At 67.5% G+C, this 11670-nt stretch carries 12 protein-coding genes; 4 read left to right on the forward strand and 8 right to left on the reverse strand.

Translation table 11 applies throughout. The features are described 5' to 3' along the window. Positions 1-9 precede the first annotated feature (9 nt). Positions 10-450 carry a hypothetical protein gene (locus tag ACGFI8_RS13365; RefSeq protein ID WP_392803900.1) on the forward strand — a complete coding sequence of 147 codons (441 nt, stop codon included), beginning with the start codon at positions 10-12 and terminating at the stop codon, positions 448-450. 501 nt (positions 451-951) lie between these two features. Then, positions 952-1422 (forward strand): hypothetical protein, encoded by a 471-nt coding sequence (locus tag ACGFI8_RS13370; protein WP_392803902.1) that lies wholly within the window; start codon positions 952-954, stop codon positions 1420-1422. 199 nt (positions 1423-1621) lie between these two features. On the opposite strand, the gene ACGFI8_RS13375 is transcribed toward ACGFI8_RS13370, so the two are convergent. The 4 genes from ACGFI8_RS13375 to ACGFI8_RS13390 all read right to left on the reverse strand — a co-directional run bounded on the left by ACGFI8_RS13375 (position 1622) and on the right by ACGFI8_RS13390 (position 5834). Then, complete coding sequence (locus ACGFI8_RS13375; protein ID WP_392803903.1) at positions 1622-2269, reverse strand: YrhB domain-containing protein; 648 nt, start codon at positions 2267-2269, stop codon at positions 1622-1624. 16 nt (positions 2270-2285) lie between these two features. Then, on the reverse strand, positions 2286-3521 hold the full coding sequence (locus ACGFI8_RS13380) for an IS110 family transposase (protein ID WP_392803905.1): 1236 nt from the start codon (positions 3519-3521) through the stop codon (positions 2286-2288). 692 nt (positions 3522-4213) lie between these two features. Then, positions 4214-4876 carry a Type 1 glutamine amidotransferase-like domain-containing protein gene (locus ACGFI8_RS13385; protein ID WP_392803907.1) on the reverse strand — a complete coding sequence of 221 codons (663 nt, stop codon included), beginning with the start codon at positions 4874-4876 and terminating at the stop codon, positions 4214-4216. Between the two features lie 358 nt (positions 4877-5234). Further along, positions 5235-5834 carry a DUF6193 family natural product biosynthesis protein gene (locus tag ACGFI8_RS13390; RefSeq protein ID WP_392804103.1) on the reverse strand — a complete coding sequence of 200 codons (600 nt, stop codon included), beginning with the start codon at positions 5832-5834 and terminating at the stop codon, positions 5235-5237. A gap of 176 nt (positions 5835-6010) precedes the next feature. On the opposite strand from ACGFI8_RS13390, the gene ACGFI8_RS13395 reads away from it, so the two are divergent. Further along, positions 6011-6760: a phosphatase PAP2 family protein gene (locus ACGFI8_RS13395; protein ID WP_392803909.1), complete on the forward strand. Its 750-nt coding sequence runs from the start codon at positions 6011-6013 to the stop codon at positions 6758-6760. Between the two features lie 225 nt (positions 6761-6985). Here ACGFI8_RS13395 and ACGFI8_RS13400 read toward each other — a convergent pair whose 3' ends face one another. The 3 genes from ACGFI8_RS13400 to ACGFI8_RS13410 all read right to left on the reverse strand — a co-directional run bounded on the left by ACGFI8_RS13400 (position 6986) and on the right by ACGFI8_RS13410 (position 9578). Then, a complete protein-coding gene (locus ACGFI8_RS13400; protein ID WP_392803911.1) occupies positions 6986-7714 on the reverse strand; it encodes a hypothetical protein in 729 nt (242 codons plus the stop codon). Positions 7715-8479: 765 nt separating this feature from the next. After that, a complete protein-coding gene (locus tag ACGFI8_RS13405) occupies positions 8480-9100 on the reverse strand; it encodes a YdeI family protein (RefSeq protein ID WP_392803913.1) in 621 nt (206 codons plus the stop codon). Positions 9101-9263: 163 nt separating this feature from the next. Beyond that, the gene (locus tag ACGFI8_RS13410; protein ID WP_392803914.1) at positions 9264-9578 is read right to left on the reverse strand and encodes a hypothetical protein; all 315 of its coding nucleotides are present in this window, start codon (positions 9576-9578) and stop codon (positions 9264-9266) included. Positions 9579-9916: 338 nt separating this feature from the next. Here ACGFI8_RS13410 and ACGFI8_RS13415 point away from each other — a divergent pair, with 338 nt between their 5' ends. Beyond that, entirely contained in the window at positions 9917-10717 is an 801-nt protein-coding gene (locus tag ACGFI8_RS13415) for an alpha/beta fold hydrolase (protein ID WP_392803916.1), read from the forward strand. A 440-nt stretch (positions 10718-11157) separates the two neighbouring features. Here ACGFI8_RS13415 and ACGFI8_RS13420 read toward each other — a convergent pair whose 3' ends face one another. Next, on the reverse strand, positions 11158-11550 hold the full coding sequence (locus ACGFI8_RS13420) for a hypothetical protein (protein ID WP_392803918.1): 393 nt from the start codon (positions 11548-11550) through the stop codon (positions 11158-11160). Positions 11551-11670: the final 120 nt, after the last annotated feature.

Here is an 11670-nt window from a genome sequence, read left to right on the forward strand (position 1 = left end):
GCACCCCCGATGGACACCAACCACCTCCGGCAGGCCTACGACACGCTACTGGCCGCCGAACCGCGAGCCGTACCGCCGCCCGGCGAGTGGAACACCGAGCAGATCCTGGCCCACGTCTCCCTCGTCAGCGCGGCCACCATCAGCACCGTTGCCGCGGTCGCATCGGGGGCGATTTCGACGTACGACAACCGCCTGTCCCAGGACCCGTGGACCCAAGACCGCGTCATCGCGCTCGCCGGCGGCGAGGCGGGCCTGCGGGCGCGCATCCGTGCGCAGGGCGAGGCGCTGTGCGCCCTCGCCGCGGTGCTGAGCGAGGCCGAGCTTGCCACGAAGGTACCGACGCTGCTGTTGTCCAATGGCACGTGCTTGGTGGACCAGCCGCTCTCGCTGGGCGACATCCTCGCCGGCCTCGCTGACGTGGAGCTGCCCGGGCACACGAAGCAGCTTTAGCGTGTCCGGCCCTTGGCGCTGCAGATCGTCCGGCATGTGCCGGATTCCGACATCGACTTGTATGGCATTGAAGAACAACGTGTCGAACCCCGCGATCATCTGCACTCCGTCCGGCGCCTAAATCGATGCAGGTGGGGTGCTCAGCGCCACTTGTCCAACTGTCATGATCTCAGCAGCCTGGCGGGCGAACATAGGCTCATCCGCACGCCCGGATGAAGGTATCCGCGATCCGGTTACCTTCCGTGACGACCGCTTCTCGGCAGTTCCGGGCGCCGTCCGGCGCCCGAGGCTGGCCACGAGGAGTGACGGCGCCCAAGACGACTGGCGCGCCCGGACGGCGGCAGATTCGGACGCTGCCCAGTCCGGCTAGCCGTACTACGGCTCGTTCCCCGTGGGCCCCCAACGTCTACCGCGCCGTGCTCGCCGCCCTGGGCGCGCCGGACTGACCCCGCCCGGCCCCGGCGGCGGCGGGCAGCGTTCGTGTGCCGGTACCCTCGCCGGGTGACCTCCAACGACGATCCGGCCGACGGGCACGCCCGATTCCACCAGCTCAGCGCCGCCGTGCGGGAGTGCGGGCCCGATGACGACCCGGCGCTGCTCGCAGTTCTGCTCGCCGAGCCTGACCGGGTCATGGCGGAGTCGGTGCTGACGTCTCTTGTGGACAGCCGGGCCGAGGGGCTGGGTTCGGCGGCGTCGTTCGCCGCGTGGGCGGCGCCGGTGCTGGACGCGGTGGGCGCCGACGGGTTCATCGCGCGGCGAGTGCAGGAGTGGGGCCTGTTCAAGGCGCTGCAGTCCGGCGTGTCGGTGGATCGCGAGGCGTTGGCGGCCGCGTCCAACTGGCTCCAGCGCAAGGTGGTCGAGGAGGCTGACTCAGCCGCGGCACTGGCGGTGCTGGGCGAGGTCGGTCGCACGAAGCGGGTCCGCAACCTGGCGAAGACCCGCGCCGGACGCCTGCGATCCCCGGGCCGGTGAAGGGCAGGCTCCGCTGCGTCCCGGCCCAGGGTGCCGGCCACCGAACTGCACCGGCGTCCCTCCGGACCCTGGCCCCGAGCGGCGTTGGTCACGCCCTATTGACGGTGCTGGCTGCGCCGCCGCGGCGGGACGCTTGACCGACCCCGCACCAGCCACGCCCCGCGGTTGAATGCCGGCCCAACTTGGTTGACAGGAGGTATCACGTCACAGGACCAGCGAGGGTCTCGATCGACAGCACGCTTCGCGAGCGAGTGCGGTTCAGCAGGTCTTCTGCGGGCTCATCGCCGTTTCGCACAGCGTCGACGTACGCTCTTGCTTCCTGAAGTCCCAACTGCGGCGCCTGCTTGCGGAGATGCCGAAGCGCGGCCATGGCGCCGTCGCGCGGGAGCAGGTCTCGGATCGTCGTGAGCAGCGGATCCGGTGGCTTCACGCCTCTGACGTGCTCCAGGTACGACTCTTCCCAGTTCTCGCCGACATGCGTGGTTACTGGGATGTGATGGATGCTTCCGTCCTGTCGATCAACGAGGTACGGGCCGTGTCCTATCAGCATTTTTCCGAAGTCTCTGGAGCGGAGATAGTCGGCAGACTGCCAGTAGACCAGCCATCCGAAGGCATGTTCCTTTACAAGGAAGACGGCAAGTTCGGGAAGCGTCGGCTGTTGCCTCTGCTGGTCGGCTAGTAGAGCTTCGACCAGTTCGACGGCACGCTGCCTCGTGATCACAACTGCCATCATCCAGCACGCTGTCTCGAACGCCGTCGGGCCGAGACATCCGCTCTTCGGCATGTCAGGGAGTCGGGCGACCCAACTTGCCGTGACGTTCCGTAGCGAGCTGATCGCGGCAGACATCCCATGTTCTTTCGTGTCAAGAGGCTGGCGGGATAGGGGCCCAGGCGGTGTCTTCGTTGTAGTCGGTGTCGGTCTTGAGGCAGCCGTGGAGGATGCCGACGAGGCGGTTGCCGAGCTGGCGTAGTGCGGCCTGGTGCCCGATGCCGCGTTTCCGCATGGCGTCGTAGTAGGCACGGGCGCCGGCGGAGCCTCTCATGGCACAGAAGGCCCACTGGTGTATGGCGTCGCCGAGGCGGCGGTTGCGGGCGTAGCGGGCCAGCACGACGCGGCGGGTGCCGGAGGCCCGGGTGATGGGCGAGGTGCCGGCGTAGTTCTTGCGTGCTTTGGCGTCGGCGAACCGCTTCGGGGCGTCACCGAACTCGCCGAGGACCCGGGCGCCGAGGACCACGCCGAGGCCGGGCTGGCTCAGGTAGCGGTCAGCGTCCGGGTGTCGGCCAAAATGGTCGGCCACCACCTCGCCGAGTTGAGCGTTCTCGGTGTTGAGCGCGGTGATCAGGCGTACCTGGGCGGTCACGATCGCCGCGTAGGCGGTCTGCACCGGGCCGGGTTGCCGTAGCTGTGCGGTGCGGAGAAGTTGTTGCAGGCGAACGGTTTTGGCGTCGATGTCGCGACGGTTCGCGCGGCGCAGCGCTGCGCTGATCTGCGCGCGGCTAAGCGCCGCGGCCCGGTCGGGGTCCGGGGCGTGGGCCAGCAGTTCCAGCGCGTCGGGTGTGGTCAGGTCGTCGAAGGCGTGCAGTGCGGCGGGGAAGAACTCCCGTAGTGCGCTGCGCAGGCGGAGCACCTGTCTGGACCGGTCCCAGATGAGCGTCTGGTGTGTACGGGCGACCAGCTTGATCACCTCGGCCTGGTCGCTGTCACCGGCGATGAGACGGTGATGGGCGTGGTCCAGCCGTACGATCTCGGCCAGCACGTGCGCGTCGCCGGCGTCGGACTTGGCGCCCGAGGTGGAGTGCCGTTCCCGGTAACGCGCCACCGACATCGGGTTGATCGCGTAGACCTGGTAGCGGGCCGTGACCAGTGCCTGTACCCATGGGCCGCGGTCGGTCTCGATGCCGACTTTCACTAGGCCGGCCGCTTCGTTCGGGTCGAGGTCGGCGTAGTCGGCTGGTAGGTGCTGGGCGATCAGCGCATGAAGGCGGGTCATGCCCTCCAAGCCTTCGGGTAGTCGGGCCCGGGCCAGTTTGCGTCCCTGCTCGTCGACGAGTTCGACGTCGTGGTGGTCCTCGGCCCAGTCGTCTCCGACGTATAGCATCGCGTCCCTCCCTTGTGGACGGTGTAGTCCTGGCAGCGAGGAAGAGACCCCAGCGATCTAATGGCCAAGTGCTCACCACACACCGGCGGGGCACGTCATCCCATCAGCTGTCCAGCCTCCTCACGACCAGCGGGCGCACGGTCTGCCGCAAGACCTCGAAGGTCAGATGAGAAGAGTGCTGACCCGCCAGCCGCTACCGGAGCCATCCTGCCGCAGCAGGCTGACAAAACCCATTAGATGCGGACGTCTGGCCATTCCAGCTGATTTGTGACGACGACGTCGTGGATCTACGATGCCCGATCATGAACCTCGGAGTCCTGTCGGCGCGTGCATGCGCTGCCGTCACCGGTCTAGTGGCCGCGACAGCCGTCGGCGCCCCGGCCTGGGCCGAGACGGGGACGCGCACCTCCACGGACACCGCACAGGACGTTGCGTACGCGCTCGGCTATGCAACCCCTGGGTTTTGCTGTGTCGCAGTCATCGGCGTCGTCATCTTTTTCCTGGTACGCCGCTCCAGGAGGCGCTGACAGCCAGCCGTCCATGGATACCGAGGCCGGAGCCGCCCACCGAGCGACCAGCGGCAGATCCGGATGGCCGCAGCGCACGCGAACTGGACATGGGCGGGCGCTCTCGGAAGTGCTGCAAGTCGACGGGGTCACGTCCAACGACGCGACGTCACGGATGCCGGGCGGCTATGACCCGAACTTCTTCCATTGCCCTTCGGAGACCACCTCGACGGAGCCGTCGACGACCTTGATGGCCGTCTGTTCGTCGATGGCGTAGGCCGGGACACCGATTTCGGCGGCCCACCGCTCTGCGTCGGCCAGGGTGTTTGTTGGGAAAGCGTCCAGGTGCGGGAAGATCGAGAAGTCGACGACTCCCAGGGTGCGGTCGTCCGGCGCGGACGGCCACTCGACGAAGTATGTTCCGATCCGGGGCGTCATCACCATGCTTCCGGCACTCACTCCCACCCAGACCGTGTCGGGCAGCGATGGCAGCAGATCGGCTAGCCCGGACTCCCGCATCCAGTGGCACAGGTACGTCGCGTCGCCGCCGTCAACCAGGAGCACGTCGGCCTCCCGGACCCAGGGGACCCATTGCTCCGCGCCGATGGTGGGCAGTGCGGTGAGCTCGAGGACACCGAGCGACGCCCAACCCAGGCCGGACAGGTACTGAAACACGGGCTCGGCGGCTACAAAGCCCCGCACCGATTTCGGACCACACATCGGGTGACCCCACTGTGCTGTCGGGACGCAGAGGGCGTGGCACTCGGCGATCGGCTTGCCGAGGAGCTGCACGAGCGCCGAGTGGATGCTTGGGTTCGTTACGCCGCCTGACGTAAGCAAGAGCTTCAAGGTGCCTCCAAATTCGCGCGCGGAAGGTGGATGTGCCTGAAGACCCGGGACCGTGCTGAACTCATCGGAGGTCGGGCAACCTCTTCAGAGGTCCCTCAGGTGGGCGCGATTGCCCACCAATCCTCCACCCGGTCCTACCCGCACAACACGTGCACCCGGCCGACGCACGCAGGATGCGCATGTCGCGGCGACCGCTCATCGGCACGAGTGTGCGCCAGCCATATGGGACGCATCCGCAGCGGACGCTACGAAGCGTGACGAACGTCGACCGGCCCTGGCGCGATGTCTGCGGCATGTCCGCGCACCTGATCTATGCGGCGGGTTGGGCTCGCCCCTCAAGGCGATCCCAGGTGAGCGCCTACCACGCGGCAGCCGCGGTGGCTGCCCTCGCAGCCGCGCTGGCGGGGTCTTCGGCGGGTCCGGTCGGGCCGCCGTAGACGTGCACTTGGTAGTTGTAGTTGCCGCATGGGTGGAGGACGATGCCGCGGTGACCGTGGGCGGGGATATGGTCTGGATGGATCAGGTGCAGGGTGCCGTGGCCGATCCATGGCCGCAGAGCCCGCAGCGTCGGGTGTGACGCGACCGCCGCGATGATCGGGTGGAGATACGTTTCGCCGTGGTCGGCGAGCAAGATCCACTGCGCCTCGACAGCGGCGGCTGGGGTGGGTGCCTGAAGATACGGTGCCGCATCGCACAGGTCTGGCACGGCCAGGCCGTCCTGCCAGCCCTGCATCGTGGTGACGACGTCGTCCAGGCTGGGCGTGTGTCCCCACGCCACGAGGTTGTCGCTGGCCCAGACTGTCACCACGCAGGTGCCGTCAGTGCGCTGGCGGACGCTAATGAAGCCGTTCAAGGAGAACAGGATCGCAGCGACCGGGCCGTACCGGTCCCGACCGGCGTGGACCTGCGCCAGCGAATGCCCCGATAGTTCGTCACGACGACGCAGATCCTCCATCATCGACACACCGAGACAGTACCGACGTACATCGCGCCGCACGCTCGGCATGACCGACCCTGCACACAATGCGGCATGACCGGTCACGCCCTGGAAGGATCGTTCCCGTGACAGACTCGCCTAACCCATCGTTCCGGAAGATGGTCGCCCGGGTGAGGCCAGGCTTGTGGTTCTTTGTGATGTTCGCCGTCGTCTACCTTTTCGCGGTCTGGACTGGGATCGGACAGTCGGCAGAGAACGCGCTGATTGTCGGTCGTGCCGACCAGGCGAGAATCTTCGGGTGGAGACACTCGGTGCCCCCGCTCACGCGGCAGACGGCGGTTCTGGTCGCAGGTGCGGTGCTGATCATTGCGGTCACGCTGATACGCCGCTGCTGGCGCGAGGGCATTGCCGCCCTCGCAATCGTGGTGGTGACCGTTAGCGCGACAGAGGCGCTGCACGCCGTCCTTCCCCGCCCTGATCTCAGCCCCGCGCCGCAGGCACTCTCCGGTGCGAGCTTCCCTAGCGGTACCACCGCTATCGCGGCGGGACTGGCCCTCGGCGTCGCCGTCGTCTCATCCCCCCGCGTTCGCCCATACGTCGCGGCCGCCGGCGCGATCTGGCTCGCCGTCATCGCCGCCGCCGTGCAAACGCTCTACTGGCACCGGCCCAGCGACGTTCTCGGTACGACGCTGCTGGCGTGCGCCTGTCATGCCACGGCGACCAGCCTGCTCGCCCCCGTCGGCATACGACGGGTTCGCGCGCTGCCACCGCTTGCCCTTGCCGCGGCAGGATCAGTGCTGGCAAGCACACGGGAGGAGTCCGTTGTGCGCCCACTGGTGTTCGCGGGTGTGGCGCTCGTGTGCTCAACACTGCTCTGGATCACCGCGATCGGCATGCCCGTGTCCGTATGGATTGCGCCGCGACGGGGCCTATCACTCCGCCCGTAAGCCGCCATGCGATGACGAGTTCGTCTGACAAATGGGCCGGACCGAAGCTCGATCTCGGCCACCCGCTCAGTTTGCTGCCACGGACCACCCACCCGCACATCGGCATGTCCGCGAACCGGCTGATCCGGCTCGCCGTGACGCTCGGTAGCGAGCCTGATCGCGGCAGAACAGCGCGCCGGAGTGGCTCGAGAGGCGCCATCCGCAGTAGCCTTGTCAGCCGCTGGTTCAGCCCGGGTCAGCAGCGAACTGATCGAGGTACTGCTGGCAGGCCACGTCGAACGCCAGACGAGAAGGCGGGAGCCGAGTCGCGCCCAGCATCCGATCAGGGTCGCTCTGCGGCGGATCGAGCAGCCGTAGCTGACTGGCGAACGCGCCGCCGCTGATGCGGGCTGCCGCCAACGCTAGACCGACGGCAAGCACCATCGCAGGGCGCGTCCGCCACGGCGCGCAGACGAACTCGGCATCGTGCCGCCACTCCTGCTCGGTCATCTGATGCCGTGACGAAGCCGGAGAACGGTACAGCGTCAACCAGCTCCGGTCGTCGTGGCCGACCATCCCGACCTCGAATAGGCCTTGGTCGTCGCGTGGACCGAGCCCGCCGAACGTGATGCGCCGCAGCTCCGCCCGCTCGACGCGCCGGCCATCGTTGACCGGTCGCCCCTGCACGTAGCGCCTGTCGGCAATGAGGTACAGCTCCGGAACGGTCTGGATACCCAGCAACTCGGCCAACGTGACGGAGGCGGCGTCTAGCGCCGCCGCGACGGTGATCGGCTCGGGCACCGTCGCGGACGATTTCGACAGACACCGTTTCACCGTACGCAGAACGGCAAGCGCCCGGTCGGCGGCAGATGCGTGTACCAAGATCGCGGATCGAGGATTTGTTTGGTCGCGGGCGGTGCGGCAGCGGTCGGCCGAGACGTGGAACGGGCCGACGTGCATCGGATCTTCAGGCACGGCGGCCCTAACCCGGGCGCGGACACGTCGACGGTGGCCGAGCTCGGGCAGCGCGTCGACCTGCCTCGGTCATACGCGGAGTTCCTGACGTACTGCGATGGGTGGGTCGGGTTCTACGGGGAGATGGACATGCTCTCGACGCCTTCATCCGGGCTGCTACCGAATACCACCTGGAGACGCTCGCCGCCCTTCGGGCGGACCCGTGGCTGGGCATCGCAGGCTGATGGCGGCGGATGCGCTGACATCCGCACGAGCGGACGCCAGAAGCGCCGGATCGTCGCACCAACTGCTGCCACGAAGCGTGATGATCTCCAGCCGGCCAATGGCCCGCGCTCGGCGGCATGTGCGTGCACCGCATCGATCACTACAGCAGGTCGAAGAGAGTCTCGATCCGGGCGGTCAGGATCGGGGTCGATGTCACCGCCTACCCGAATGCTCACGACGCTGGCGCCGTCGGACCGAGCGAGGTAGATCGTGAGCGATGGCATCCCCGCTATCGGGTAGCGAAACCAGCCTTCGGCCGACTCGTCGTTGGTGGACTCGATCGCACCGGTGAGCGCGGCCTGTCGAGATCGTTGTACTCGTACCCAACGTACGTGCTGACGAGCTTCAGGAACCGAACTACGCTGCCCTCGAACACCCACGCAGCGACAGACACCACGGTGTCGAAGTATGCGTCACCCGTGCCCCAGCACGCTGGCGAGACTCCGGGCGGCGGGAGTCTCGGCACCAAGCGCGCGACTTGCGGCGGATCAGTACGTTCAATCATGAAGGTGTCGGCTGCGGTGGGTTCGCAGGCCTGGCCTTCTGCGGGTAGATCGTCTCGTGCCGGGCCAGCATCGCGACGAACTCGCTGATCTTTCGCTCGCGCGTCTGAGCCCGTTTGACGGCATTGACCCGATGGATGAGCGCGAAGCGGTTGGTCTTGGTGAGCACGTCGAACATGGCCTGGGCGGCAGGGTCGGCGGCGATCGCGACGGCGAGGTCGGACGGTACCTCGGCTTCCGAGGGCGGAGCGTAGGCGACCGCCCACCGCCCGTCCGCTTTCGCGGCTTCCACCGCGGCGCGGCCCGGGGGCAGCATCCGCCCCTGCGCCTCCAGCCGGGCCACGTGGGCGACGTTGCGCTGCGACCACGAACTGCGGGCAGTGCGCGGGGTGAACCGGATCCACGAGATGCTCTGGTCCCCCTTGCGGGCCTGCCCATCGATCCAGCCGAAGCACAGAGCCTCGTCAACCGCCTGCTGCCAGGTCAGCGTTGTGACTGTGCCGCCCTTCCTGCTCAGGGCCAGCCAAACGCCCGTCGACGCGGCGTGGTTACGCAACAACCACGCTCGCAGCGCCTCGGCGTCCGCGACGATCAAATCATCCAGTTCAACCTTCGCCACACCAGCAGGCTAACTGCTCACCGTGGCCGCAACGTCCACCTGCCCGCTCCGCGGCAGACTCGGAAGCCAGGAACGACAGATCGCGTTGGCGGTCTCGATCGAGTCACGCGCATGACTGATCTCGAACCGCATCGCCGCAGTGCCGCGAAACTCCAGAATGACCTCACGCTCGGCCGGAAAAGTTGTATGACGTACCTTCCGGTTCGATGTTGAGGTCGAACCCTTGCTCCTCGTAGTAGCTGCTGAACACCATGCGTACGGTTGCCGGTTCGCGGCCTTCGGACGTCACAACGTTGATCGTCGCATGAGCCACTCCTGACGGGACCCGGGACGGACGATCGGTTGCGGCCCAGCGCGCCTGGACAGCGGCATGAGAGTGCAGTTGATCAAGCATCTGACGGGCCGTTTCGCGCTTGATCGGCCGCATCCCGGTCGCCGGTCTGGTCTGCGTCAAACCCGGTCGGCGCAGCCGGTTCATCTACCGCACCACCGTCCATCGTGGACGCAAGGTCGAACGACGCGGCTTCGCCGAGACCGACTACATCGGTCTACGGCTCGCGACGGGGCGAGCACGACCGCGACGCCGGTCAAAACGGCGGCGATACTGAGGCCCCCAGGCCATCGGGATGGCGCCGTGCGCGATGCGCAGCGCCGCAACTTGTGCACTGGCGGGGCGAAGGTGGTCGGGTTCGTCGCCATGCTGTTCGTTCCGATGCGCCGGCGACCGTCGCGCCGGCAACGTGGCGCCGCAGAAGCTCCAGCGCGCCGCGTGTGTATGATTTCCGCGCTTGACGGCTGACGACGGGGGAGGTCGTTGTGATCGAACGGTTTGTTGACGTTCCGGACGGTTACCTGTACAGCCGCACTTGCGGCGAAGGCCCTGACGTGGTGCTGCTACACGCGGGCGCCGCCGATCTGCGCATGTGGGACTCGACCGTCGCGTGGCTCGCCTCGCTCGCCCGGGTCACCATGTTCGACTTCCGTGACATGGGCCTGTCGTCCCGCGCGACGAAGCCGTACCGCGAGGTCGACGACATCGCCGCGGTGCTGGATGCTGCCGGTGTGCAGCGTGCGGTGCTGGTCGGTGTTTCGGACGGGGCACGGCGTGCACTAGCTTTCGCTTGCGCGTTCCCGGATCGGGTGGCCCGGGTAGTGGCGGCGGGCGCCACGTTCGGCGAGTTTCCCGACCCCACGCCGGATGAATCCGCTGCTCGCCAGGAGATGGACGAGCACATCGCCCGGCTCGGACGCCTCCTCGCCGACCAGGGGCTCGGCGCGTACGCCGCGGCGGACATCGGCAAGTGGGGTGCGGCCCTCGGCCCGGACGAGCGGCGCAAGATGGTTGGGCTACAGCTGTCGAACGCGTACTGGATCGAGCTGCCGGAGTCGCTCGGCGCCGAGCTCGACACACCGGTGAAGACCCGCTTCACTGAGCTCACCGTCCCGGTCGACGTGGTTATCGGCGGGCGCGACTTCGCTAGTACCCGGCTGTGGGCTGGCCGTCTTGCCGAGCAGGCACCGGACGCGAATCTCATCGAGGTGCCCGAGGGCGACCACTTCCCGATGCTATCGGCTCCCGCCGAATTCGAGCGCATCCTGCGCCAGGCGGTGGGCTAGGCGTCGCGGACCGACCTTGACTCGGTTAGCTGCATTACGTACAGCGGCCGGTCGATCTGGACCCGGCCAACACAGCTACGAGCGCGATCTGTCGGCAGCGTCATCGTTGTGACGCGGGTGGTGGATGTGCCCCGCCTGGCGCTAACCCGATCGCCGCGCCGCGAGCCAGGAGCCGCTGCCGTCGCGGTTGCGTAGGCCAGCGTTGCTGGTCGATGATCACAGGCACGCTTCATCGGTACATCTTCGACGACGGCGCCAGTCACCCGTGGACTCCGCTCGCATGCGAGCTAGTTCAAGATCGGGTGCACTGTCATCGGCACGACCGGATGCCCGCTTGACTCGATGGCGGCGACGGTCCGTAGCGCTCAACTCGCGGCATGAGCGCGCACCTGATCAAGCGGCCAAATGACCGCGTCGACATGCTGCTGCGGCGGTGTTGATCACCAGTCGCGCCATTCGCCAGCGGCTTCGTCGACGCCACGGCGCTCCAGCAACGCCCCGACGTCGATACCAGCGTCGGCGAGTACATCCTCGATGTACTCGCTCAGTTCCTCCCGGGTCATGGTCTCGATGTGTTGACCGAAATCCATGTCGACGCCATTGAGAGCGATCACGACCCGTTCGACCGCGCCCCACACCGCCTCGTCCGTCGGCGGATCCAGGCTTGTGATCTCCTGCTCGTAAGCCTCCAAGGCCCCGTCAACCGCGGCGACGAACGCCGGCGGGAAGAACGTCAGCGCGTACGCCTCGTCCGTCGACAACGTCCCCGCGGCGACCGCCGCCTCCTGCTCCGCCGTCACTCGCCGCCATTGATGGGTCAAACGTTCGATCATGGCGACAGCGTAGGCGGCCCGCGAAGGGTCCTGGCGCCCCACACCGCGCCGGGGCGGTATCAGAGCGGGAAGGCCACTCCGACCGGCAGCACGCGAGGACGGAGCTAGCTCCAAGCCACG

The organism is Dactylosporangium sp. NPDC048998 (genome assembly GCF_043197855.1).
Lineage (GTDB): Bacteria > Actinomycetota > Actinomycetes > Mycobacteriales > Micromonosporaceae > Dactylosporangium.

Excerpts from the sequence above, each read along its gene's own strand:
- ACGFI8_RS13365 (WP_392803900.1), top strand. The coding sequence starts at position 10 with ATGGACACCAACCACCTCCGGCAGGCCTACGACACGCTACTGGCCGCC.
- ACGFI8_RS13375 (WP_392803903.1), bottom strand. The coding sequence starts at position 2,269 with ATGTCTGCCGCGATCAGCTCGCTACGGAACGTCACGGCAAGTTGGGTC.
- ACGFI8_RS13380 (WP_392803905.1), bottom strand. The coding sequence starts at position 3,521 with ATGCTATACGTCGGAGACGACTGGGCCGAGGACCACCACGACGTCGAA.
- ACGFI8_RS13390 (WP_392804103.1), bottom strand. The coding sequence starts at position 5,834 with ATGATGGAGGATCTGCGTCGTCGTGACGAACTATCGGGGCATTCGCTG.
- ACGFI8_RS13395 (WP_392803909.1), top strand. The coding sequence starts at position 6,011 with ATGTTCGCCGTCGTCTACCTTTTCGCGGTCTGGACTGGGATCGGACAG.
- ACGFI8_RS13410 (WP_392803914.1), bottom strand. The coding sequence starts at position 9,578 with ATGAACCGGCTGCGCCGACCGGGTTTGACGCAGACCAGACCGGCGACC.
- ACGFI8_RS13420 (WP_392803918.1), bottom strand. The coding sequence starts at position 11,550 with ATGATCGAACGTTTGACCCATCAATGGCGGCGAGTGACGGCGGAGCAG.